Source organism: Liquorilactobacillus oeni DSM 19972 (genome assembly GCF_001436275.1).
GTDB lineage: Bacteria > Bacillota > Bacilli > Lactobacillales > Lactobacillaceae > Liquorilactobacillus > Liquorilactobacillus oeni.
This window is the reverse complement of record NZ_AZEH01000020.1, coordinates 262,191-285,346: the sequence shown is the minus strand read 5'-3', so window position 1 is coordinate 285,346 and position 23,156 is coordinate 262,191. Positions and strand designations below refer to the sequence as shown.

Genomic DNA, 23,156 nt, shown 5'->3' with positions numbered 1-23,156 from the left:
GATAGATGAGTTTTTTTGTAAAGAGTAACGCTGCAAGCGGGACAGATGATCCATTTACTGAAGCACTGGTTTCAATGTCTAGTGATGATCCATATACTTTCGTGAGTGCCTCTGTGTTAAGAAATAGTGATATTTTCGCAGCAGTTAATATTATTGCGAGCGATATTGCTTCAAACCCAATTTTATGTGATACGCCTATTTTTAATACGATGGTAAACGATACACCAAACAGCATTATGGACGGCTATCATTTTAAATATGCACTGGCAGTTAATATGCTGCTGAATGGAAATAGCTTTGCTGAAATTCGAGGGCATGATTTATTTTTCATTCCAAATAATCAAATGACGGTTGAACAAGATGATGTGAGTGGTCGCTTAACCTATACTTATTCGCCTGATGGACGAACGAAGCGCCAGATTGCGCCTGACAGCATACTGCATTTCAAGTATTTTACGAAAGATGGGGTATCTGGTATCAGCCCACTGTATGCGTTAAAAGATGAACGGCAAATTCAGTCCGCTGGTAATAAATTATTGACTGGTTTCTTTAGTCAAGGTATTCACGGCACAACTTTAGTTAAAGTCCACAAGACAGAGCTGGGGAAAGATGCTAAGGAAAATATTCGTAAGGCACTTGATGAAGCTACTACAGGTGATAATGCTTTGCATTCAATGGTGCTTGATGACAGTATGGATATTTCTAATTTGTCACTGAATACTGATGTATTGAAGCTGGTTAATTCTAACGACTGGACTACAAGGCAGATTGCCAAAGCCTTTGGATTGCCACCGGAACGTTTAGGGGTTGAGAATGCACACTCTAACAGTGAACAAAGTAATATTCAATACTTGCAAGGTACTTTGCAGCATTACTTTGATTCATTTACCAGTGAGCTGTCTTTTAAGTTAGGACATAGTTTTTCCTTTAATACGGATAAACTGTTAAGCCTTGATCCAAAAGACCAGCAAGCGTTAGCAGTTGGGAGCTTTACTGGCGGTATTGCTATGAGAAATGAAGCACGAGCCAAAATCGGATTACCCCCTACTGATGATGGCAATGTATTTTTGAATTTAGATAAGAATGGAGCTGAAAACAGTGAAACAGGACAGACGATTAACAATTAATGCTGAATTGAGAGCAGACCAGCCACAAGCTGAAACACCTGAAACTCAACCAGCACAAACGGAGGCACCCGACAATTCGGCCACTCCACAGGATCCACAAAATCAAGACCAGCCTAAGACTTTATCTGGTTATGCAATCGTATGGAATTCACCGTCAAAGGACTTAGGCGGATTTACCGAGGTTGTAACACAACAAGCGTTAGATAATGTAGATTTATCAGACGTGTTAATGCTGAATAACCACGACTACAGTCAAGTTTTAGCTAGTGTTAAAGCTGGTACTTTGAAACTAGAGCCAGATGAAAAAGGATTACACTTTGAGGCCACCTTGCCAAATACAAGTTACGCCAACGATGTGTATGAACAGGTTACTGCTGGCAATATTGATTCATGCAGTTTTGGTTTTGAAGTGAATGATGGTTCTGATACCTGGACTAAAGATGATGATGGCAATGTTACACGAACGATTAACGCAGTTAAGAGCTTGTTTGATGTGTCCGTTGTCGCTGTACCAGCATATGACGATACCAATGTTCAAGTAGATACACGTAGCTATGAGAAATTTATCAATAAAAAAAAGGAAGATGATAACATGACAAAACAAACTATTATTGATCCAGAAAAGCAGACAGGAACAAAGACAGAAACACGTTCATTTGAAGATTATATTCGTTCACATGGTGAATTACGTGATGGTATTACAACAGATGGAGCAGCTGCAGTTATTCCAAAGGAAATTATTACACCAGTATTCCAGTTAAAACAGTCAAAGTACAATCTAGCACAATATGCGACTGTTAAGCAGGTTTCATCTGGTACAGGTACTTATCCTATTTCAACAGTTGAACAAACTGCTGTTTTAGCTACTAAAGAAGAGCTGGCAGACATTGCAGACGTGAATGGCAATATGTTCATAGATGTACCGTTTGACGCTAAGACACGTGCTGGCAAAATTGCGCTTTCTAATGAAGTTGTAGAGGATTCAGAAGTCGACATTGTCAGTGAAGTCAAAGCACAATTACAACAGCTCGTTGATAACACTGATAACGGCCAGATCATGAGTTTACTGACTGGTAAAACTGGCAGCAATGACAACTTTACACATACGACTGCTACAGGTATTGATGATTTGAAGAAAGTCTTTAACGTCACACTTGATCCAGCATTAGGCAAGATGTGGTTTGTAAACCAGTCAGCATTTAACTACCTTGACACCTTAAAAGACAGCGAGGGACGTTACTTATTACAACCAAACCCAACAGCACCAAGCGGCTTCACTTTGTTAGGTGCTCCAGTTGTCTTGATTAGCAACAAAGTATTGCCAGACAATGCAGACGGTACATTCCCAGTTATCGTTGGTGACTTATCACAAGCTATTGCAGTATTCCGCCGCAATCAAGTAACTGCACAGTGGGATAAATTCGACCAATTCAGCCAAGGCTTGTCTGTCATTGTTAGAAACGACTATGAAATCATTTCTAAAGACGCAGCTGTAATCATTGCACTTGGTACAGCAGCCTAAGTTAAAAAATAAACACCTAAGATCAATCAACAGAGAGTGGCCGGTTAGCCACTCCCATACATATAGAGGTTAGTTTGATAACCTTACTTTTGAATTGGAATAAAAATTTTAATATTTAAGGAAGTGATTATATGGCAGTAACACCAGAAGATATAAAAAATAGTCTTAGAATAGACGTGACAGCCGATGATGTTATGATTCAACAGTATATTGATAACGCAAAGGCTTATGTACAGGAGGCAGTAGATTCAGACACAGACTTAACGCAGTATACGCAATATGACTTTGCAGTGTCTTTATTGACGCAATTCTGGTATCAAAACAGAGTTATAGATATGCAGCAAACACCATATCAAGTTGTGTCAATGATTCAACAGTTGAGGGGCTTAATTAGTTGATATATAAGCCTTTCTACGCTTGTATCGAACACTTGTTCGCGTTATAATATAGGTGTAGAGATTGAAACTCTACCTTAACAAAATAAAAGACTGTAATGTCCAATGGACGTCAAAAAATTACTAAGTTTGAGCCGGTTCAAGGTGTAATCAGCGTACGAGGTTATGACTTTGATTAATGTGATTGTAGGCTGTAATTTAGGTTTTAAGGCAAACGTTAATATTATTATCTTTTACTCGATTAGATCAAAGGTTTAAAACAGCTAAATTAAATTGTGCTTATTCATTAATTTTTTGGCGGGCTGAAATGCCCGCCCTCCTTACATATATCTGGGGTCACATGAAAGGTGATTCCTATGAAACAAGAAATAAAACATATCAAAAGTATATTAAAACGATACGCACAGTTAAAACGTGATATTAAAGCATTTAGCCAGGTATCCAGCCCAGTATTAAGCGGTATGCCTGGTCATTCATACGGTAATGGCACCGAAAAGAGTATGGTCAATCATGTTGACCTAGCTTGCCAGATTAAACAGGTTGAGGACGCTCTAAAGGCTGTTGAGGATCCACGTTACAACTTTATCCTTAGCGAATATATTATTAATAAGCGCTATTCAGTAAATGAATGTTGCCAGTTATGGCAATGTTCTAGGAGCAAATTTAACTATATGAAAAATAATGCATTAGAAGAATTCGATAATGGGTATTTATGGTAAAGTTTATCATAGGTGATGATTATGGAAAGAATGGAATACGATGATGTTAAGTATGATGGTGTTCTGGTTTGTTCGCTAGACAAAGACTTAAAATATGCCAAGCCACAATTAGATCAGTTTTTAAAAATTTTACTTAGAACTTTATCTAAGATAGGTGTAGTGACTCATTCTAAAGGAGACGTTGTAACTTTTAGAATATCAAGAGGGCAAGGAAACCACGTAGAAGCAACTTTAAAAATAGAAAACGAGACATTAAGATTTTTATTTTATAATATCAAATATTTTTTCCCCACCGTTGAATTGATTTGCAGATGGAACGAAGAAGCTCAGAAAATGTTCGAAGAAGAAGGAATATATGGTTTACCAGGACTAAAAGATAGAGGAATAATTGAAAACCTTTTAGTTAATATTGAGGATTCAGTTGTTTACGAAGTCGACCAATATCCTACAATTACGAAGAAGGCTTCACATATTTGGCAAAAAATAGCAAGATATCAAGCTTTTAATAATGGTAATAAAAGAACAGCATTAAAAACCATGAGTATGTTTTTGAATTCTAATTTTTACGAGTTATCCTTTAAAAAAGGAGAGGTTGGAAAAGATGAACTATATAAATTCTCAAAAAAGATTGCAGCTGGAGAGGTAAATGAGGATGATATAGAGCAATATATTCAGGATCACATTTACTTAAATTTTGGGCTCATGAAGGAATTTTTCCTAGAGTTTATAGTTGACAAAAGATAAATTAAAGTTATATTGTGTTTATAAAGAAGGAGGTCTATGAGAATGGTTGAAATGGGTGTAGATTTTAAGTTAGATAACAGTACTGTGACCGCTAATACTTCAAAAATGACAGATTTTGTCATAAGAAAAGCTGAGGACAATTTAAATAAAGATAGTATATTTATAGGAGTCATGCATAGACTTGCTAATGAATAGCTTTAAGTTATAGTAATCTTTAAAATAACCAACTCTATATGAGCTGGTTATTTTTTTGCACTAAAAAACTGCTAGTCATTTTTGACTAACAGTCACTTGCCGCCAGAAGAAAATTTGTAGTTCTCCTTTTGATTCTCTTTTTTTATTAATTGTTATTTTTATTTACAAATATCTGAAATAAAAAACCAGTAACAACGCTGTTTTAACAGTCATTATTACTGGTTAGTAAACCTCTGATGGGTGGCCAGGGGATCGAACCCTGGACCCACGGATTAAGAGTCCGTTGCTCTGCCAGCTGAGCTAGCCACCCAAATAACTCATCAACAAGAAATATATTACCATGCGCGGAATTATTATGCAATAGTAAATTTGAAAGATTTTCCCGAAGAATAGTAATCTAGCGCTCAGTTGGTGTTTATTTTAACGCGGGGTGCGAATAGTAGCTAAAATAAATGGCCTGAAAGTAAAGTATAATAATGGGACACAAATTGCTGTAGAAATAGAATTAATAACAGTTGCCGGCAAACTTAAGAAAGAGGCTACAATTGCAGTTTTAAAAGAGGTTCCCACCATCAAGGCCTCGATAATTGAGGTGCAGTAAGATGTTAAAATTTTAGTTGTTCCTGCTGTAATTCCGATTAGAATAATATTTTTTTTGGTATCATTATATTTAAGCACTTTAAAAACAGTATTAATCACAAAACCAACTATAATGACTTCTAGAATTGTGAGCCAGGACGTTAACGCATAACCATTGAGAATATCAAATCCTCCTAAACCAATTGCTCCTGCTAAAACTCCGTTACGAAGTCCAAGGAAAAGAACAGCCAAGGCTGCAAGAGTATTGCCAAAGTGTATAAAGGGTCTTCCAACGATTGCTGGCAACGGAATCCGCAAGATGAAGATCCCCATATATATAATCGCAGCGAAAAGTCCTGTTAAGATGATCATTTTAAGTGAATTTTGATTTCTGTGCATAGTATCTCCCCCTACCTAAAAGTTTAATTTAACTGTTTCAATAATAATGGCAGCTGCTGAGAATAATCAGGACCAAAATGCGGATCGTATTGTTCATCTGCTAGTGAATGCTCAATACAGGCACTAACGAATCCCATTGCCAGTTTTGTAGCACTTTGTAAGTTTCTCTTTTTAAGAAGCGCTCCTAAAAGGACACTTGCAAACAAATCCCCTGTCCCAAAGTAGTGGCCGGAAAGCTTTTTACTTTGAACATGCCATATTTCCCGGGAAATATCATCATATCCCCAAACACCGATACTGCCAGCCTCAAATTGGACACCAGTTAGGAGAACTCTAGGAACTGAAAAAGTTTTTTTTAAGGATATGAGTAGATCTTCAACCTCAGAGCGTGAGATAAATACTGAAGTACAGTTTTTACCTAACAAAAGCTGTGCTTCTGTTACATTAGGGGTAATCAATGAAGCGTGTGTTATTAAACGACGCATTTTGGCGACATACTTCAAATTAAAACCGCGGTAAAGTTTGCCGTGGTCGCCCATAACAGGATCGATGAGACAAAAAGCATTATCCGCTAATGCCGGTAGATGCTTAAACAAGACATCAAGCGGTTTTGCACCTAAGTAGCCAAGATAAATTGCAGAAAAAGAAAGCGGTAATGTTTTCCAATGTTCAATGATTTTTTCCATCTCAGAGCTAAGATCATAATAGGTGTTTTCTCCAAAACCACCCGTGTGGGTTGAAAGTAATGCTGTGGGAAGTACGGTAGGGCTGAGACCTAGAGCACCGAGTATTGGGAGTGCTACTGTCATTGAAACTTGACCTGCACATGAAAGGTCTTGTGAAATTAAGATAGAAACTGTCATACTCAGAAACTCCTTTTATATAATGTGAACATATTATAGCATGGATTGACACCAAAAGAAGTGAGGGTTGATGAGCAGTTTGGCAACAAGATTACGATAGGTTATAATAGAAGAGGTTTACTGTATTCACTTTTAGAAGAGAATAATAAATTTTAAAAATCTAAAAACAATACTAATTCTAGAGTTTGCTGCTCTTTTGTTAAGAATGACGACTTTAGGAAAGGAGTTTTAAATTGAAAAAAATTTTAGTAGTTGATGATGAAAAACCAATTTCAGATATTGTTAAGTTTAATTTGACCAAAGAAGGTTATGACGTTTACACAGCATATGATGGCCAAGAAGCTTTGGATCAAGTTGAAGAAGTTGTTCCTGATCTAATTCTATTAGATATTATGCTGCCAAAGATTGATGGGTTAGAAGTAGCACGTGAAGTACGGAAAAAATATGAAATGCCGATTATCATGGTTACTGCTAAAGATGCAGAAATTGACAAAGTACTCGGGCTTGAACTCGGAGCGGATGATTATGTAACAAAGCCTTTTTCAAATCGTGAATTAGTTGCACGGGTCAAGGCAAACTTGCGAAGACAATCAAGTGCTGCAGCGGCAGTTCAGTCAGAAGAAGAAAAAAATAGTGAAATTACGATTGGTGATTTAACAATTCATCCTGAAGCATATATGGTTTCTAAACGTGATGAAAAGATTGAACTGACACATCGTGAGTTTGAGCTGCTTTATTACTTGGCAAAACATATTGGTCAAGTAATGACTCGTGAACATCTGTTACAGACAGTCTGGGGATATGATTATTTTGGTGACGTAAGAACGGTCGATGTTACTGTGCGTCGCCTGCGTGAAAAAATAGAGGATAACCCAAGTAGACCAATATGGCTAATTACAAGACGCGGTGTCGGCTATTACTTGCGTAACCCTGAAACAGAATAGGAATTAGGAGATCTTTAGTTGTTTTTGGAGTAATGATGAATAAAAAATTACATTTTTTCCAGTCTATCCATTTTAAAATTGCTCTTGTATTCGCCTTGCTGCTATTAATAACATTCCAAATAGTAGGGGCTTATTTTGTGCAACAATTGAAGAAAGACAACTTGAAGACTTTTAAACAGCAAGTAGAACTTTCAAGTTATATTGATAATTCTTTAATTAATAACCTTTCAAGAAGCGATACCCAAAAAGCAAATGCAAATATTCGCAACATTCTTGAAGATATTGACAGTTCCAATGTTACGGAGGCTCAGGTTGTTGACACAAAGGGTACTATTCGAGGTGATAGTGATGTTAATGACCAGGCTTCAGTCGGACAAAAAACCACTGATAGTGACATTAAACAGGTATTGTACAATGAAAGAGCCTATACTAAGTCTACTTATGATAGTACAGACAATAAACGATACTATATTTCAATAACACCGCTTTTTAGTGCAAGCGGAAATACTAATACCCTTCTGGGGGCAGTCTATCTGCGTGCAAGTCTTGAACCGGTTTATGATTCAACTAATAAGGTAACCGTAATTTTTGTGACTGCTGCACTGATTGCAACGTGTTTAGGATTGGCATTAGCTATTTTAATTTCCCGGGCAATTACAAGGCCGATCGATGATATGAAGAAGCAGACAACGCGGATTGCACGCGGAGATTACTCCGGACAAGTTAAAGTATATGGAACAGATGAACTTGGCCAGTTGGCACAAGCAGTAAATAACCTTTCCGTGCGGGTAGAAGAGGCACAAGAGTCTTCAGAGGCTGAACGAAGACGTCTTGATAGTGTTCTTTCACATATGTCAGATGGTGTGATAGCAACTGATCGACGCGGTAATGTGATTATTATGAACGAAACGGCTTCTGAAAATTTAAACATTGACCCAAGTGTGGCTGACGGTCAATCTGTACTTGATGTCTTGAATATCCGGGGGCGGTATACGTTGCGGGATTTGCTTGAAAATCAAGATGAGATTGTGATAGATCTTTCGGATGAAGACCATGAACAAATATTAAATGCTTATTTTTCGTTGATTCAAAGGGAATCCGGGTTTATAAGCGGGCTTGTATGTGTGCTGCATGATGTTACAGAACAGCAGCGTATAGATCGTGAGCGTCGAGAATTTGTTTCTAACGTTTCACATGAATTACGAACCCCGTTAACAAGTATGCGCAGTTATATTGAGGCTTTAAGTGATGGAGCGTGGAAGGATTCTAAGGTCGCACCGCATTTTATAAAAGTAACGCAAGATGAAACCGAGCGTATGATTAGGATGATTAACGATCTTTTGAGCCTGTCACGAATGGATTCTGGAACTTCTAAATTGGAACTTGAATTAGTTAACCTGAACGAACTTTACAACTATATTCTTGATCGTTTTGATATGATGCTTAAAACGGATGATGGAAAAAATTCTAAGCATTACACCATCAAACGCGACTTTACCCGGCGTGAGCTTTGGGTAGAGATCGATACAGATAAATTCATGCAAGTTGTTGACAACATTATGAACAACGCTATTAAATATTCGCCAGACGGCGGAGTGATTACTTGTCGACTTCTCGAGACTCACAGCCATGTTATTTTAAGTATTTCCGATCAAGGCCTGGGTGTTCCGAAAAAAGATGTTGCTCATATTTTTGACCGTTTCTTCCGGGTAGATAAAGCACGTTCCCGTGCGCAAGGAGGCACAGGTTTAGGACTTGCGATCTCTAAGGAAGTTATTGAGATGCATGGCGGAAAAATTTGGGTTGATAGTATTGAAGGTAAAGGTTCAACCTTCTATATTTCATTACCTTATGAAGAATACAGTGAGGAGGATCTGTGGGATGAAAGCTAGTAGAGTATTTTTACATTTTGGCTTAGTAATAACGATCCTGATCAGTATTTTTCTTTCGATATTGATTTGGATTAATCCTGCAACTTTTCAGCATGATTCAAAAGCAACCACTAATACTGGAGAAAACTCTGAAAATGTTAATAAAAAGAAAATGAGTGATGTTTTTTTACCATTGCAGGCGACTTTAAATCAAAATGATCAAGAATATTTTCTATTCAGCCACAAGTTTGACGTTACAAGTAAAGTGTCTCAGCAGTTGAGAAAGATAAAGGTAAAAGATGGCTCTTTAAAAACCTATAAAACTGATTCAGAATACCAGAACTTCTTGCGTCAAAACAACGCTTTATTGTTAAACTATAACAACCCAATAACAACTAAACTATTTAATCAAGTATTTTCGCAAAAGCTCAAAGGATTACAAGATTACAAATTTAACCGTATCCTGATTCCGCTGCAAAATGAAAAAAACATATTTTTGGTAAGTGACCAAACAAAGCAAGCTTATGAGGTAACTACTAAAAAGAATCCTTATTCTAAGATCAAAGGTGTGCTGGCATCTGCTAATATTAAAAAATTGGGAATTGCTTATTATCCGCTAAGCAATGAAGAACTAACCGTTTTTTATACTAATTCTTTTAGTTTGCCACGGTACAGTTACCTAATTAATAAATCAAATATTAGTCCGTTTTTAAACCAATTGCTGAACTCAAAAGGGCAATCGTCAATTTCAACCAAATTGCAAAAAGAAAAAACAATTTATTCAGATAGTACGAATAATCGAATAGAAGTCAATGATAGAAACGGACAAGTTACCTATGAAAATTATTCGAATCTTGAATATTATGATGAAAACCAAAGAATCCAGACTCAAAAGCAGAGTCTTTATGATCACCTGAAAGAAAGTTTTACGCAGTTAAAGTCCTTAGGAGTACAGTTAGATGATGTCCGGTACGCAGAATATAACGAAAGTGACAATAGTGTCACTTATCGTAGTTATATTGCGGGTTTTCCAATTATTAACGAAGATAGTTATGGCACGTATAAAATTCAACTGATGAATTCTGGCGGTAAAAAGTATGTATTTTCACTGAATAATCTCCAGGTGCCTGTTCCTTCGGGCGGGGCAAGAGAAGAACTGCCTTCGACTTACACAGTCTATCAAAAACTCCAAAGTGCCGGATACCCCAGCAGCGAAATCAAAAATATTAAGGTTGCTTACAAATGGGAACAAAGTACATCTTCAAAACTAGTCGTTGATCTGGTTCCAACTTATTTTATTTACTATTCTGGCCATTGGCAGAGTTATCAGGACTTATTGGCACACAAAGTCATTAGTGGAAATTAGGAAAGAGCGGTGTGAATATGAACTTTAAAAGGATTGAATTAATTTTCTTTATTGCATTTATTGTGCTCGACATCTTTTTATTTGCTTCATATGTTCAAAACGACGATATACTTGTTTCTACGACAAGTCCGGCTAATGAGGATACCACCACTTCAATTATGAAGAGTATTCGCGATGATCAAATCTCTTATGGTGACCTCTCAAATAAGAAGAACGAAGGCTTTTACATTGCAAGTTCCCAAAAAGATACTCTTAAAGAAAAGGCCCCTGTTTTACAAGGCCTATCCTGGTCTTACTACGACCACAAAGTGACGGTTGCTTTTGAAAATAGTGTAAAAATAAAAGACGAAAAGCAGCCGCAAGAGACCTTGAATGCCGTGATGAAAGATTCTTCTAAGGTTATTGAGGGGAGACAATATACTTATAATAAGAGCCTTTCAAACAAAAGTGTGGTTGTCTTCACGCAGATGATAAAGGGTTATCCGGTTTATACGGCTAATGGCCAGGTTCGTTTCACCATTAGGAACGGGTATGCAACAGGATATACTCAGGGAATGCTGGAAAATGTTGAATTTTTACACGAAAAACGACCTGTAATTAGTCAAAAAAGAGCAGTAATCTGGTTGTATCAATATAACAAATTGTTAAGTAACAGTTCTGTCCAATGGGTTCGTTTGGGATACACTAAACTGCTTTCAGTGAATGACAGTCTGGTATATATTCCTACATGGACGGTTGCTGTTAAAAGTAATTCAACTGGCAATGTGCAATATCGGCGAATAAATGGTTTTACAGGTGCTACTATGGATGATTAGATATGTTAATTTGAAAGAGTATATTTTGTTAAGAAGGATGAGTAGATGGATAGTTTAAAAAAGCCGGCAGATACGATGAAAGTCAGTGTTCTTGCGAGCAGCAGCAGTGGGAACGTTACATATATTGAAACTCCACATAAACGATTGCTGGTTGATGCAGGATTGAGCGGGAAAAAAGTGGCTGCATTGATGGGCTCGATTAACCGTGATCTCAATGATGTAGATGGAATTTTAGTTACACATGAACATAGTGATCACTGTAAGGGTGTAGGTGTACTAGCGCGTAAATACCATCTTGATGTCTACGCGAATGAAGGTACATGGAATGCTATGGCACACAAAATCGGGAAAGTACCGCTTGAACAAAAGCATATTTTTGGGATGGGAGAAATTAAAACATTTGGAGATCTTGATGTTGAAAGTTTCGGAGTTTCGCATGATGCTGCGGAACCGCAATTTTATGAATTGCATCACGGTGGCCGTTCTTTTGTAATTTTGACAGATACAGGCTATGTTTCTGAACATCTGGAAGGTCTTATAAAAGATGCTGATGGGTACTTGATTGAGTGCAACCATGATACGGAGATGCTGCGGATGGGTGTTTATCCTTGGTCTTTAAAACAACGGATTCTTAGCGATCAGGGACATCTTTCAAATGATGATGGTGCAGCAGCAATAATAGATGTTTTAGGCAATCATACAAAAAAAATCTATTTAGGACACCTTAGCCAAGACAATAATATGAAAGAACTTGCACATGTAACGATGTCTTCGACACTAAAACAGCATGATCTGGCGGTAGGACATGATTTTTCGATTTTGGATACTGATCCTGAAAAAGCCACTCCGCTAACCATTATCTAAGGATGTTAATATACAGAAGAAACGAGGAACTACACGCCTTTTAAATAAATTTAGGATTTAATTCATGTTTTTTTCAAACATTAAAGTTAGAATGTAAATATAAAAAGACTGTAAAAAATATCCTTGAAAAGGAGGTGTGCGTTATTTAGTTCAAAAATAACGCGTGACTGATGGATAATAACGATAATAACAACGAAAGTAAAAAAAATTTTGAAGGAGAATTTAAAGAATCAGGTTCTCAAAAAAAGAGGGGCAATAATAATAATCAGCCTAAAATGGGTAGACTGTTTATAACAGCACTTATTGGCGGTTTATTAGGTGGTGGACTTGCCTTTGGCGGTTATAGTGTATATCAGAATTATCAGAATAGTTCGATAACTACTGAAAATTCAAAAGGAACAACAAGTATCAGTAATCTTAAGGTTAATGTCAGTACACAAGCTACAAAGGCGTTTAATAAGATTCAAAACGCAGTTGTTTCTGTTGAAGCCTATTCTTCTGGTAGTTCTTCAAGCTCTCTTGATGATTTGTTCGGCTCAAATCCAAGTTCTGGAGAATCTACCTCTGAAAGCGAAGGATCTGGTGTGATTTATAAAAAAGATGGAAATACTGCTTTTGTCGTAACTAATAATCATGTTATTTCTGGAGCAAACAAAGTAGAAGTATTGCTTAATAGCGGTAAAAAGCTGGCTGCAAAAGTTGTCGGACATGACTCAGTAACTGATTTAGCCGTTTTGAAGATTAATGCTGCGGATGTCAGCCAGGTGGCAGCTTTTGGAAACTCTGATAACATTCAAGTTGGGCAGACCGCGCTTGCAATCGGTTCACCATTAGGTTCAACCTATGCAACTTCACTTACACAAGGGATTATTTCTGCAAAAAAACGTACAATTGAAACCACAGATAGTTCTGGTACAGGTACAGGCCAGACAACAGTTATTCAGACTGATGCCGCAATTAATCCTGGAAATTCGGGCGGTCCGTTGATTAACCTTGATGGACAGGTTGTAGGGATCAATTCGATGAAATTAGCTTCGACTGGCTCAAGCTCAGCCAGTTCTTCTTCGACAAGTGTTGAAGGAATGGGTTTTGCAATTCCAAGTAATGAGGTTGTGGAAATTATCAACCAGCTTGTCAAAAATGGTAAGATTAGGCGACCGGCTCTTGGTATCTCTTTGGTAGACCTCAGCTATGTTTCTAATAGTGATCAGAAGTCGGTATTAAAACTCCCTACAAGCGTTACTAGCGGAGTTGTTGTCCTTAAGACAACGGACAACTCCCCTGCAAAGAATGCGGGGTTGGAAAAATATGATGTGATTACTTCTTTGGGGGGCAAAACTGTTAAAGGCTTGTCCACATTACGTGAAGCGCTATATGCGCATAAGGTCGGTGATACGGTTGAAATCAAGTATTATCATAATGGCGAACTTAAGACTGCAAACATTAAGTTAACTTTAGAAGCAAGTGATTCCAATACGACTACATCATCGGATTCTGGAAACTAGAATTTTAATCATAATTTACAATTTTGCGTAAGAGGTATTTGTCCGTATTTTGCGGTTGTCAAATACCTCTTTTTATGTACACAATAATTATAAAGCATATTTTTGAAGGCAACTGTGGATAAAACAGTGAACATCTTTATTCTGTTTTGTTGAAAAAGCAAAAGGCTGTTGATAAATGGCTATTTTATTTTTTTCTTAGTTATCCACAGTTATAATATTTGCTTGTGTGTAACTTTATTTTTGCTATGCTTTAAAGCTTTAAAAGGTTGATGCAGTAGTAATTTTAGACTAGTATCAAAGTGTATAAAAGCTGTGCAAAACTGTGGATAACTAATTAACTATTGACAAATATAGAATTAATAAATATTGTGACGAAAATATGTTCGCGACAACATATAGGTATTGCATCTGTGGATAAGTGGATAACTTTGGGGATAACTTGTGAAAAGGCGGGTAGTTATGAACAGTAAGGTTGTTGTTGTTGGTAAATTGAAGGAGAAGTACTTAAAACAGGGAATTGCAGAATATGCAAAACGCTTAAACAAGTTTTGCAAATTTAAGATTATAGAAGTACCAGACGAGAGGGCTCCAGAAAACTTAAGTCCTGCACAAATGGAGCAAGTTAAACAAGTCGAAGGTGATCGCATACTTGCAAAAATTAAGGAAAAAGAATATGTTTTTGCGCTTGCAATTAAGGGTAAGGAGCTTAGTTCAGAGGAATTTGCAGCAGAGTTTGAAAAATTGACAACTTACGGGCACAGCGATCTCACATTTGTGATTGGCGGTTCTTTGGGTCTAAGCTCTGCGGTTTTAAAAAGAGCAGACGCACAGCTTTCATTTGGACGTTTTACTATGCCACATCAGCTGATGCGTTTGGTATTAACGGAGCAAATTTACCGTGCATTTATGATCAATGCGGGCAGTCCTTATCATAAGTGATATTCTGAATATTTTTTTCACGATGTTGATTATTAATTCTACCGATATTGCGCCACACACTTGAGCTGACCTTTGCTTATCGTGGTTTAGACTTGCCGATAAAAGTTAATAACCGTGATAGTGAAACTGGTTTAAATAAGGTTGAAAAACAGCTCTTTCAAGCAAAAGGGCAATTACATGAAACTATTTATTAGCAAACAAGTCTTTGCTGTTTAAAAAGACTCAATACCTATTGTAATTATCTAAGTTCATCTGTATAATCACTGAAATAGTATAATCAAATGGAGAAAAATAAAAATGGTTGAGATTTATGTTGCTAGCGCGTTTAGCAAAGATAACGCAGGTGGAAACAAAGCGGGATTGGTATTTAATAGGCCTGATTTGAATTCAATTCAAAAAATGGAAATTGCCAAACAGTTGGGGTATGCTGAAACAGCTTTTATAACAAAATCCAGCATAGCTGACTTTCGGTTAGAGTATTTTACACCCACTGAGGAAGTTCCACTTTGTGGACATGCTACAATAGGTACATTTACCACTTTGAAATTGTTAAAACAGTTATCTAAAAGTGAATATATGATAGAAACAAAATCAGGTGTGCTGTCTATAAAAATCAAATCAGATGGCATGGTATTCATGGAACAAAATACGCCTACTTTTTTTAATGAGTTGGCATTGGAATCATTTAACAAGTGTTTAGACGTTGATTCAATTGATGATAAATTACCTATTCAGATTGTTTCTACAGGTTTAAGAGATATTCTTTTGCCAATAAAATCAACTAAAGACTTGCGACAGTTAGATCCTAATTTTAAGGTTATGACAGAACTAAGTAAAAATCAGAACGTTATCGGAGTCCATGCTTTTGCGCTAGAAAAGGAAAAAAATAGTGTTATTGCAATTTGTAGAAACTTTGCACCTCTCTACGATATTAATGAAGAATCAGCAACAGGAACCTCTAACTGTGCATTGGCTTGTTATCTCTTTAAATATGTTGAAAAGAAATCACAATATATTTTTGAACAAGGTTATAATTTAAATAATCTGTCCAGAATCGTTGTTAATTTAACAATCCATGACGATATAATTGATTCTGTATTTGTAGGGGGATATGGCTATCTAGTTGAAAAAAAATCAATATCAGTTTAATTTTTGGTTAAATTAAAATCAAATGTAATTAATATTCACATTAACAATCGATGTTAGAAGATCACGCGGCTAACATTTACAGATTAAAATAAAACAAGCACAATCTCACACATAACGAGATGTGTTTTTTTTTAAATAAAGAATTGGTATCTAAGGTTCAATAGTTGGTTTCAAAGCCGATTGAACTAAACTTTGCTTATCGGGATTTAGATTTGCTGATAAAAGTCAATGACTGTGATAATGGGACAGGTTTAAATAAGATTGAGGAGTAATTGGATGGTGCTAGTATGATTTAGTGAACACATTTTTGGATAGTAATATAACACTTTTTGAAAGGGTGTTCAGAGATAGCAAAGAAATACTGTCAAGAAAAAAGGATATGGAGAAAAAAGATCCTAAATAAAAAGTTTTGAATTTAAAAGGGAAAGATATTTCTAGAATAATTAACCCGCAGTTACTTATGTTACGTAAGAACTTACAACAAATAATTTTGAATACTACCTTTCAACTACCTTGTTTTTAATGACAATTTTTGTGTTAATAAAAGACAAGATAAGCGTATTTATATATTTTATCAGAATATATATTTAAAATATTTATTTAAACGGATCATGTAATTAACGCTTTTTTCTTTTTAGAATTATTATCCAAATTGTTATAGGAATTGAAATAGTCACTCCAATTAACACACCATCTTGGTAAAGTCAATGATTGGAAATAGAGGGAGAGAGGTTGTGGTACAGAATTTCTATAAGCTCAGCGGCGATGGCGATAGAGGCTGCTGCTTCAGTAATTGCACCTAAACTACTTAGAATTTTCACGGCTACAGTTTTTGTCTGTTAGATTGCAACCGCTTGTGCAATCGAATGTCGTTGTTAGACAAAGTAACTAGGCTGATAATGGATTTATTTTGTCATAGGAATTAGTATTTGCTAATATCGAAAAACTATAGCTTTCATTCAAGTTTATATTTAACTATTATTTCTAGAATATAATGGGAAATTAATTCAGAAACGACCTTTACGTTAACAAATTCAAACTAACTTTGCTTTCATAGAAAATTACCTAAGTGCAATGTTCAGTTTTCTTCAAAGGCAGCTGAATTTTATTTAGACGCTAGTTAAAAATAAATATTATATTGAGAGTCAGCTAGGTTAACAATATTAATGTCATTATTTGAGTTTTCAAGTTCCAAATATGAAATTATTGTGAATGAAGAATCTCTGAATACATGCTACAAATAATGAAAAAATAAGAGATGGGGTATTGACCAATATATTTTCAGGACAAGCAAAGTATATCTGGCCAATATAAGGAATAACTATTAGAAATTTTTTTAATGTGAGGAGGTGTAAGGCTTGGGGTAAAAACCAAGCCTTTTTTATCCAAAATAAAGCGAACGAACAACTAATAATATGTACTTAGTACTAAAAAAGAAGGGCAGCCACTGTTTTTAAAGTGGATATTGAAATGATTATAGAGCGTGACACTATAAGGTTTGATTAGTCGCAGTTTAAGGATAAAATTTTATAGATCCAAAAACTATGTTAGGAAACATTCCGTGTAAAAGATGACTTTAACCAATCAGACGTGTGAAAATAGCTTGAGATAATAAACATCAAAAAGTAACGATGAATATTATTTAAACAATAAAGAATATTTATTAATATGTAAACAATAACATTTTTATTTTATGCATTACTGTAAACGTCAAAGGCTCATGAACTTTTGAAAGCAATTATTTTTTGTATATATACAATGTTATGTTCATTGACATGGCATTCTAAAATGAATTAATGTCTTATTAAGATTTAATTTATTTTTAATTGAGCGAGGGGGAACTTTAGCCCTCTACATTTTTAAAACTATACACTAAATATCAATGATTGGGGCGACTAGATGTCAGAGTTAAATTTGCGCAGAATTGATGTCACACGGCGTAATTATTCGTGAGTGCGATGTATAGGAGCTATCCGCATCATGTTCGGATCACAGTTGGTAAAGAAACTGAGAATGCACGATTAATAACAGAGCTCAAGAAGTTATTGCGGGTTAAGATTAAGGAATAGGATTTTTAAGTTATAGATAATAGTACTTCTAAAGTAGTTTTGGCTTTGCTAAATAACAAGTTCAAAAACGGAACTGCTACAATATAAAGAACTAAAGCGAAGCAGCCAGTTAAAAGGATAATAAATTTTTATCAGATAAGGTAACTTAATATTAAAGGAGTTTAGTAAACTATGAAAAAAGGTTCAATTTTATTTATAAACGAAAGGGAAGCTAAAACATTAATAACAGGAAAAGAAGCTATTAAATTATCGGAACAAGCATTTGCAGATTTTTCAGACAAAAAAGTGATTAATCCAGTTAAACTACACACACCTCTTTATCCTTATCATGATGGCTACACTAACTGTATGCCTGCATTTTCAGCTACTCAAGATATCGCTGGCGTAAAAATAATTAGTGTATATAAAAATAATATTAAAAAGCATGGTTTACCAGCAACTATAGGAACAATGGTTTTGAATGATCCTGATTCTGGATGCCCACTTGCGATTCTGGATGGTACTTATGTAACCTCAGCGAGAACAGGCGCAACGATGGCTATTTTTTCAAAATATTTGGCTAAGGAAACATCTAAAGTTGTGACGGTCATTGGGACCGGCGCACAGGGGTTTTCTAGTGTCATAATGATTTTGAAAGTTCTTCCTGAGATTAAGGAAGTAAGGGCAGTTGATATCAATCCTGCTGCGAGAAAACGTTTTATTGATGAAGCATCTAAAATATATCCACATGTTCATTTTGTAGAATTTGATGATTTACAAAGTGCTTGTACCAATTCTGATATTGTAGTTAATGCGGCAAATTCTAGTGTGTTACTATTACCTAAAATCAAGTTTGATAAAGGGACAACAGTTTTAGTTCTTGAAGAAGATTTAAAACCTAGTTATGTAAAAAGGACATTTGACGCTTTTGTTGTTGATTTTATTGATTGTTTTGTGGATAGGAGCAACATCTCCCTTAAACACCGGCATGAAGCTTATGGTGAAGAAATTGAATTAGTTACAGCTGAATCCATTTCGGGAGAAATTGGAGATGCTATTACCGGGAAAAAGAAATTCAGGAGGTCTGAAGATGATATTATCGTTGCTTCTTCCATTGGAATGGGTATTCAAGACGTCATGACAGCTGATTATATTTATAAAAAAGCACTCAAAGAAAATATCGGCAAAGAATTGGAATTTTTAGATCTTTAAGAAGTAAAAAATCTAATAATAAACTAGCACACCCACAATTTGCAAATTTCAGAAGTGTTAGCCAAACAAAAAAGGCATAATTTCGAAAGAAATTTGGAATTAAGATAGCCTTCAGTGCAAAAATTAATTTGTAAGTATGGCTTCAAGCTTGAAGGAGAGATTAGAAAAATGAAATTGAAAAAAATTTTGGGAATACTTGGGGCAGTGATGGGATTGGGACTTATCCTTGCAGGTTGTGGCAATAAGAATACAGATAACAGTGTCAAAAGTATTCAGAATAAAAAGACGTTGGTTGTTGGCACCTCGGCTGATTATGCGCCTTTTGAGTTCCCAGTTATGCAAAATGGAAACAAAAAAATTGTTGGGTACGATATGATGGTTGCACAGAAGATTGCTGACAATTTAGGAGTTAAATTAAAAATTGAAAATATAGAGTTTCCATCTTTAATTTCGGAATTGAAAAATAATAAAGTAGACATGGTTCTGGCAGGAATGGCTGCAACTAACCAACGAAAAAAAGTTGTCGCTTTTTCAAATTCTTACTATACTGTTGGAAATGTTCTTTTAGTTCAAAAAAAAGATGCTGATAGCTTTAATAAAGCTTCAGATATTAAAGGAAAATCAATCGGGGTTCAACAGTCTTCTACGCAAGCAGCGATTGCTAAATCGCAATTAAAGGGGAGCAATATTGTTACTGAAGGAGTTTTAACAGGGCTGACCACTGAATTGTCACAAGGAAAGTTAAGCGGAGTTGTTGTTGAAAAAGAGGTTGCAGATAATTATATTAAGCAATATCCAGAAAGATATGCAATTGCAAAAGTTAAATTATCAACTCCTAAGCAAGCGCGTTTTTTCAATATTGCTATTAGAAAATCTGATAAAGCTTTATTAAAGAGAGTGAATAAAGAAATTACTAAGTTACAAAAAAGTGGAGAATTAACCCAAATGTTTAAAAAGGCACAGGACTTACAAGTTAAGAACAATAAATAAAATATAAGAAAATTATAAGTAATTCTAAACTTAATACAATGTATCGAAAATATTGGTGGTAAATATGATTAATTTAGGTACGTATAATTGAAAGCCGTGCGAATTTGTTGTTAAAAATATTTGGTTAGCCATGTGTGGCACATCCCTTTGGATGATTTATGTACTGTGTTTGTGTATTCAAGGATTTAGAAGTAGCACATCAGGAAATAGGAGTTCCTGATGCGCTACTTCTTTTTTATAATCTCATCTACTTATATTATGCAAGCCTATATCATAAACAATCGTTGTTAAAATGCAGAATGAGGTGTTTGAAAAATATTTTTACCACCATTAGTATATTTAATATGATTTTCGTTCAAGATATCTATGAATGTTTTTACGTAAATTTCACTAGGGAAACTTTGAATCAAATCAATAAAAAGTTTTTGGTTAGCTGTGAGCATTTGTACTGATAGACCATTAGTCCCACTCATATAAGTGTGGATTTCATTTATATATTTTTCAAGCGTTCCCAATTTTAATTGGCCACTATAACTAAGAATAAAAGTATCGACTAAGTTAGTGTCAAAAAAAGCCATCATTTTTTGTTTCTCTAGCAAACTTGTGCAATTATCTAACTTGTTAAACAGTTTTAACATACTATTAATAGTTTCACGAATACTTTCGGGTCTTTTTTGCAATTTAATCTGTTCTCTAAACGCAGTCGCAACTCTAGTAAACTCACTATTGGATGTTATTGCAGCATTGATAGGAAATGCGATGCTGTTAACACAGTTTCTGAATGTTTTTTGATAGGTAATACCTGAACGAAGATCGTTGGCTAGATTGACAACAACTGGGTCTGTAGACTCTGAGTGAGCACGGCGAATAGCTTGTGCTAACATAATTCCAATAGCAATTGCCGGGGTCGCATTATGCGCTTTTGCAAAAGGCATAAAGCTAATTTGATCAATCGCTAACTCATATCTATAGCTTGCTGCTTGAGGATCAAAAGCCGTGGCTTCACTTAAATGATACGGTTTTTGTTTTTTCTTTTTTAGAACATCAGCAGTTAGCTTTAACATAGGTAGATTAGTGAAAGGTTCCTTCATTTCATCAGGTGTTAGTAAGTCATTTGCTAAATTGATTTGTGGAACACTTAAGAGTTGACCGTTTTTAAAAGATAGGTAGTAATAGAGCAATGTTTTCATGAAAGGGAGAATTCCTCTGCCATCAACTAAAGCATGGTGGTAGGAGATAAATAAACGTTTGTGTTTAAAAGTAATGTCAATTAGGTGATAATTGACTTCTTTGGTACCTAAAGAACGAAAAACAGTATGTTGTGCTATAACAATCGGAAGGGTGTTGTGTACTAAGTAATAAGTACCATTTTTTTCTATCAACTTACCGGTCAAATAGAGATAACGTTTTAAAGAACGCTCGACTGCCACTTGAAGCAGTTGACGATCAATTTCTGCCGTTAATCGGATATCAAGAATCATACTACGTGCACCTTGTTGACGATAAAGGAAAGATTGACCAGAAATAATTTTAGCAACTGTTGGAAGTTCAGTAAGGTATGTTTTGCCATTTTTAGTTTTAAATAGATCTTGATAGGTTCTATCTTTAGTTGTTGTCATATTTGATAACCCCTTTAATTTTTACAATAAGTTGTTTGTTGCTATTGTTAATAATAAAGCGGGGGTATTAAACAATCGTTTACAATTTGTTTTTAAAACGTTAATAGTAGCTGAAAGTTAAGGTTTAGATCGAGAAGGTAAGAATTCAAAAAAGTAAGGATTATAAGGGAAACTACGAAAACTATTGTTAATTAATAAAAAGTAAAAAATGGAGGATTACTGTCGGATTAGTTTTATAATTAACTTGTTGAAAGTTGTTTACTGCAAAATAATGAATTCCTATCAGGCTTTGTCTAATTTTAAAGGGAGATAATTATAGTGAAAGTTGAAAAAGTAATTTTGAATAAGAAACTTGGAACTTCTTTAGATCTGTACTTAAGTGTTAGTAATGCGCCGCTGCCGGGAATTGTCATTATACCTGGAGGAGGATATAGTACGATTAATGATAAGGATTCAGAAAGAGTTGCTTTAAAATTTGCAACAAATGCTTTTCAAGCTTTTGTAGTTCATTATCCGATAAAAGATAAAAAAAGTTATGCCGCAGCGTTTGAAACAGTATCACAAGTATTTGAGTTCATTCAAAAAAGGGCACAAAGTTTAAACCTGGATCTTGAAAAGTTAGGGACTATCGGTTTTTCTGCCGGTGGGCAATTAGCTGCGGATTATGCTAATCAAAAGGAAAGTAAAGTTAAATTTACTTTACTGGGATACCCGGTAATAACGGCTGCTTTAGATGAAAACTTGGGGATCAAAAGCAGAGATGTGACACGTTCCGTTAATTCGCAAACACCGCCAACATTCATTTTTGGCTCTATCAAAGACAAAATAGCGCCTTATAATGAGCATATTGGGCCTTATACAGCTGCTTTAGCTGCTAACAAGGTCAGTTTTGAGCTTCATGAGTTTAGTACAGGGAATCATGGAGTCAGCTTAGCTAATAAATATGTGCAGGCAGTTGATAAAAGCAGCTATGATCCACATATGGCACAATGGTTTCCGCTTGCATTAGAATGGCTTAAAACACAAAAAGGTTAATATCAATTGGATATTATTTATGTAGTTTTGAAATAGATCTGCTAATACACAAAAAGTGACAATGTTGCATCACTTTTTGTGTAATAAAGCACTGAAAAAACAGGGAAATATTAATTTCTTCGCTATATCTTTGTTTCACGTGAAACATAAGACATGAAAAAGATTGATTTTTTAATGAACACGATGTAATAGTTTTTTGAACATTTTCGTTAATGATGATGATGGCAACTATTTTATGCTAAGATGAATATATTGC

Annotated in this window: 21 protein-coding genes, 1 tRNA gene and 1 pseudogene; 19 read left to right on the top strand and 4 right to left on the bottom strand. The window is 35.3% G+C overall.

Going from position 1 to position 23,156, the window contains the following annotated elements; all coding sequences use genetic code 11:
• Window positions 1-5: 5 nt before the first annotated feature.
• The 6 genes from FD46_RS02290 to FD46_RS10320 all read left to right on the top strand — a co-directional run bounded on the left by FD46_RS02290 (window position 6) and on the right by FD46_RS10320 (window position 4,702).
• Complete coding sequence (locus FD46_RS02290; protein WP_057895567.1) at window positions 6-1,127, top strand: phage portal protein; 1,122 nt, start codon at window positions 6-8, stop codon at window positions 1,125-1,127.
• Window positions 1,099-2,649, top strand: a complete 1,551-nt coding sequence (locus FD46_RS02285; protein WP_057895566.1) for a phage major capsid protein — start codon at window positions 1,099-1,101, stop codon at window positions 2,647-2,649. Before FD46_RS02290 ends, FD46_RS02285 begins: the two co-directional genes overlap by 29 nt.
• Before the next feature lie 131 nt (window positions 2,650-2,780).
• The gene (locus FD46_RS02280) at window positions 2,781-3,047 is read left to right on the top strand and encodes a head-tail connector protein (RefSeq protein ID WP_057895565.1); all 267 of its coding nucleotides are present in this window, start codon (window positions 2,781-2,783) and stop codon (window positions 3,045-3,047) included.
• A 353-nt stretch (window positions 3,048-3,400) separates the two neighbouring features.
• A complete protein-coding gene (locus FD46_RS02275) occupies window positions 3,401-3,763 on the top strand; it encodes a hypothetical protein (protein ID WP_057895564.1) in 363 nt (120 codons plus the stop codon).
• 21 nt (window positions 3,764-3,784) lie between these two features.
• On the top strand, window positions 3,785-4,507 hold the full coding sequence (locus FD46_RS02270) for a type II toxin-antitoxin system death-on-curing family toxin (RefSeq protein WP_057895563.1): 723 nt from the start codon (window positions 3,785-3,787) through the stop codon (window positions 4,505-4,507).
• Between the two features lie 42 nt (window positions 4,508-4,549).
• Complete coding sequence (locus tag FD46_RS10320; protein ID WP_157047069.1) at window positions 4,550-4,702, top strand: hypothetical protein; 153 nt, start codon at window positions 4,550-4,552, stop codon at window positions 4,700-4,702.
• A 237-nt stretch (window positions 4,703-4,939) separates the two neighbouring features.
• On the opposite strand, the gene FD46_RS02265 is transcribed toward FD46_RS10320, so the two are convergent.
• From FD46_RS02265 to FD46_RS02255, 3 genes are all read right to left on the bottom strand, one after another.
• Window positions 4,940-5,012: transfer RNA gene (locus tag FD46_RS02265), tRNA-Lys, on the bottom strand.
• Between the two features lie 110 nt (window positions 5,013-5,122).
• Window positions 5,123-5,680, bottom strand: coding sequence for an ECF transporter S component (locus tag FD46_RS02260; RefSeq protein ID WP_057895562.1), 558 nt, complete (start codon window positions 5,678-5,680; stop codon window positions 5,123-5,125).
• 23 nt (window positions 5,681-5,703) lie between these two features.
• Window positions 5,704-6,543, bottom strand: coding sequence for a pyridoxamine kinase (locus FD46_RS02255; RefSeq protein ID WP_057895561.1), 840 nt, complete (start codon window positions 6,541-6,543; stop codon window positions 5,704-5,706).
• 233 nt (window positions 6,544-6,776) lie between these two features.
• Here FD46_RS02255 and yycF point away from each other — a divergent pair, with 233 nt between their 5' ends.
• From yycF to FD46_RS02205, 12 genes and pseudogenes are all read left to right on the top strand, one after another.
• Window positions 6,777-7,487: a response regulator YycF gene (yycF, locus tag FD46_RS02250; RefSeq protein ID WP_057895560.1), complete on the top strand. Its 711-nt coding sequence runs from the start codon at window positions 6,777-6,779 to the stop codon at window positions 7,485-7,487.
• Between the two features lie 35 nt (window positions 7,488-7,522).
• The gene (gene walK / locus FD46_RS02245; RefSeq protein ID WP_057895682.1) at window positions 7,523-9,379 is read left to right on the top strand and encodes a cell wall metabolism sensor histidine kinase WalK; all 1,857 of its coding nucleotides are present in this window, start codon (window positions 7,523-7,525) and stop codon (window positions 9,377-9,379) included.
• On the top strand, window positions 9,369-10,724 hold the full coding sequence (locus FD46_RS02240) for a YycH family regulatory protein (protein ID WP_057895559.1): 1,356 nt from the start codon (window positions 9,369-9,371) through the stop codon (window positions 10,722-10,724). Before walK ends, FD46_RS02240 begins: the two co-directional genes overlap by 11 nt.
• Window positions 10,725-10,741: 17 nt before the next feature.
• Window positions 10,742-11,539 (top strand): two-component system regulatory protein YycI, encoded by a 798-nt coding sequence (locus FD46_RS02235; RefSeq protein WP_057895558.1) that lies wholly within the window; start codon window positions 10,742-10,744, stop codon window positions 11,537-11,539.
• A gap of 45 nt (window positions 11,540-11,584) precedes the next feature.
• Window positions 11,585-12,403, top strand: a complete 819-nt coding sequence (locus tag FD46_RS02230; protein WP_057895557.1) for an MBL fold metallo-hydrolase — start codon at window positions 11,585-11,587, stop codon at window positions 12,401-12,403.
• Between the two features lie 170 nt (window positions 12,404-12,573).
• The gene (locus FD46_RS02225; protein ID WP_057895556.1) at window positions 12,574-13,908 is read left to right on the top strand and encodes a S1C family serine protease; all 1,335 of its coding nucleotides are present in this window, start codon (window positions 12,574-12,576) and stop codon (window positions 13,906-13,908) included.
• Between the two features lie 459 nt (window positions 13,909-14,367).
• Complete coding sequence (gene rlmH / locus FD46_RS02220) at window positions 14,368-14,847, top strand: 23S rRNA (pseudouridine(1915)-N(3))-methyltransferase RlmH (RefSeq protein WP_057895555.1); 480 nt, start codon at window positions 14,368-14,370, stop codon at window positions 14,845-14,847.
• Between the two features lie 47 nt (window positions 14,848-14,894).
• Window positions 14,895-15,041 (top strand): hypothetical protein, encoded by a 147-nt coding sequence (locus FD46_RS10515; RefSeq protein WP_235805530.1) that lies wholly within the window; start codon window positions 14,895-14,897, stop codon window positions 15,039-15,041.
• Between the two features lie 103 nt (window positions 15,042-15,144).
• Window positions 15,145-15,996, top strand: a complete 852-nt coding sequence (locus FD46_RS02215) for a PhzF family phenazine biosynthesis protein (protein WP_057895554.1) — start codon at window positions 15,145-15,147, stop codon at window positions 15,994-15,996.
• A gap of 76 nt (window positions 15,997-16,072) precedes the next feature.
• A pseudogene (locus FD46_RS10510) lies at window positions 16,073-16,268 on the top strand (hypothetical protein); the annotation flags it as partial.
• A gap of 1,968 nt (window positions 16,269-18,236) precedes the next feature.
• Complete coding sequence (locus FD46_RS02210) at window positions 18,237-19,256, top strand: ornithine cyclodeaminase family protein (RefSeq protein ID WP_057895553.1); 1,020 nt, start codon at window positions 18,237-18,239, stop codon at window positions 19,254-19,256.
• Between the two features lie 168 nt (window positions 19,257-19,424).
• Entirely contained in the window at window positions 19,425-20,246 is an 822-nt protein-coding gene (locus FD46_RS02205; RefSeq protein ID WP_057895552.1) for a transporter substrate-binding domain-containing protein, read from the top strand.
• A 287-nt stretch (window positions 20,247-20,533) separates the two neighbouring features.
• Here the strand turns inward: FD46_RS02205 and FD46_RS02200 are convergent, their stop codons facing one another.
• Window positions 20,534-21,865 carry a hypothetical protein gene (locus tag FD46_RS02200; RefSeq protein WP_057895551.1) on the bottom strand — a complete coding sequence of 444 codons (1,332 nt, stop codon included), beginning with the start codon at window positions 21,863-21,865 and terminating at the stop codon, window positions 20,534-20,536.
• Between the two features lie 318 nt (window positions 21,866-22,183).
• Here FD46_RS02200 and FD46_RS02195 point away from each other — a divergent pair, with 318 nt between their 5' ends.
• Window positions 22,184-22,900: an alpha/beta hydrolase gene (locus FD46_RS02195; protein ID WP_057895550.1), complete on the top strand. Its 717-nt coding sequence runs from the start codon at window positions 22,184-22,186 to the stop codon at window positions 22,898-22,900.
• Window positions 22,901-23,156 lie beyond the last annotated feature (256 nt).

What these genes read in the sequence shown, in the direction of transcription:
- FD46_RS02290 (WP_057895567.1), top strand. Translation starts at nt 6, where the DNA reads ATGAGTTTTTTTGTAAAGAGTAACGCTGCAAGCGGGACAGATGATCCA.
- FD46_RS02280 (WP_057895565.1), top strand. Translation starts at nt 2,781, where the DNA reads ATGGCAGTAACACCAGAAGATATAAAAAATAGTCTTAGAATAGACGTG.
- FD46_RS02275 (WP_057895564.1), top strand. Translation starts at nt 3,401, where the DNA reads ATGAAACAAGAAATAAAACATATCAAAAGTATATTAAAACGATACGCA.
- FD46_RS02270 (WP_057895563.1), top strand. Translation starts at nt 3,785, where the DNA reads ATGGAAAGAATGGAATACGATGATGTTAAGTATGATGGTGTTCTGGTT.
- FD46_RS10320 (WP_157047069.1), top strand. Translation starts at nt 4,550, where the DNA reads ATGGTTGAAATGGGTGTAGATTTTAAGTTAGATAACAGTACTGTGACC.
- FD46_RS02260 (WP_057895562.1), bottom strand. Translation starts at nt 5,680, where the DNA reads ATGCACAGAAATCAAAATTCACTTAAAATGATCATCTTAACAGGACTT.
- FD46_RS02255 (WP_057895561.1), bottom strand. Translation starts at nt 6,543, where the DNA reads ATGACAGTTTCTATCTTAATTTCACAAGACCTTTCATGTGCAGGTCAA.
- walK (WP_057895682.1), top strand. Translation starts at nt 7,523, where the DNA reads ATGAATAAAAAATTACATTTTTTCCAGTCTATCCATTTTAAAATTGCT.
- FD46_RS02240 (WP_057895559.1), top strand. Translation starts at nt 9,369, where the DNA reads ATGAAAGCTAGTAGAGTATTTTTACATTTTGGCTTAGTAATAACGATC.
- FD46_RS02235 (WP_057895558.1), top strand. Translation starts at nt 10,742, where the DNA reads ATGAACTTTAAAAGGATTGAATTAATTTTCTTTATTGCATTTATTGTG.
- FD46_RS02230 (WP_057895557.1), top strand. Translation starts at nt 11,585, where the DNA reads ATGGATAGTTTAAAAAAGCCGGCAGATACGATGAAAGTCAGTGTTCTT.
- FD46_RS02225 (WP_057895556.1), top strand. Translation starts at nt 12,574, where the DNA reads ATGGATAATAACGATAATAACAACGAAAGTAAAAAAAATTTTGAAGGA.
- rlmH (WP_057895555.1), top strand. Translation starts at nt 14,368, where the DNA reads ATGAACAGTAAGGTTGTTGTTGTTGGTAAATTGAAGGAGAAGTACTTA.
- FD46_RS02215 (WP_057895554.1), top strand. Translation starts at nt 15,145, where the DNA reads ATGGTTGAGATTTATGTTGCTAGCGCGTTTAGCAAAGATAACGCAGGT.
- FD46_RS02210 (WP_057895553.1), top strand. Translation starts at nt 18,237, where the DNA reads ATGAAAAAAGGTTCAATTTTATTTATAAACGAAAGGGAAGCTAAAACA.
- FD46_RS02205 (WP_057895552.1), top strand. Translation starts at nt 19,425, where the DNA reads ATGAAATTGAAAAAAATTTTGGGAATACTTGGGGCAGTGATGGGATTG.
- FD46_RS02200 (WP_057895551.1), bottom strand. Translation starts at nt 21,865, where the DNA reads ATGACAACAACTAAAGATAGAACCTATCAAGATCTATTTAAAACTAAA.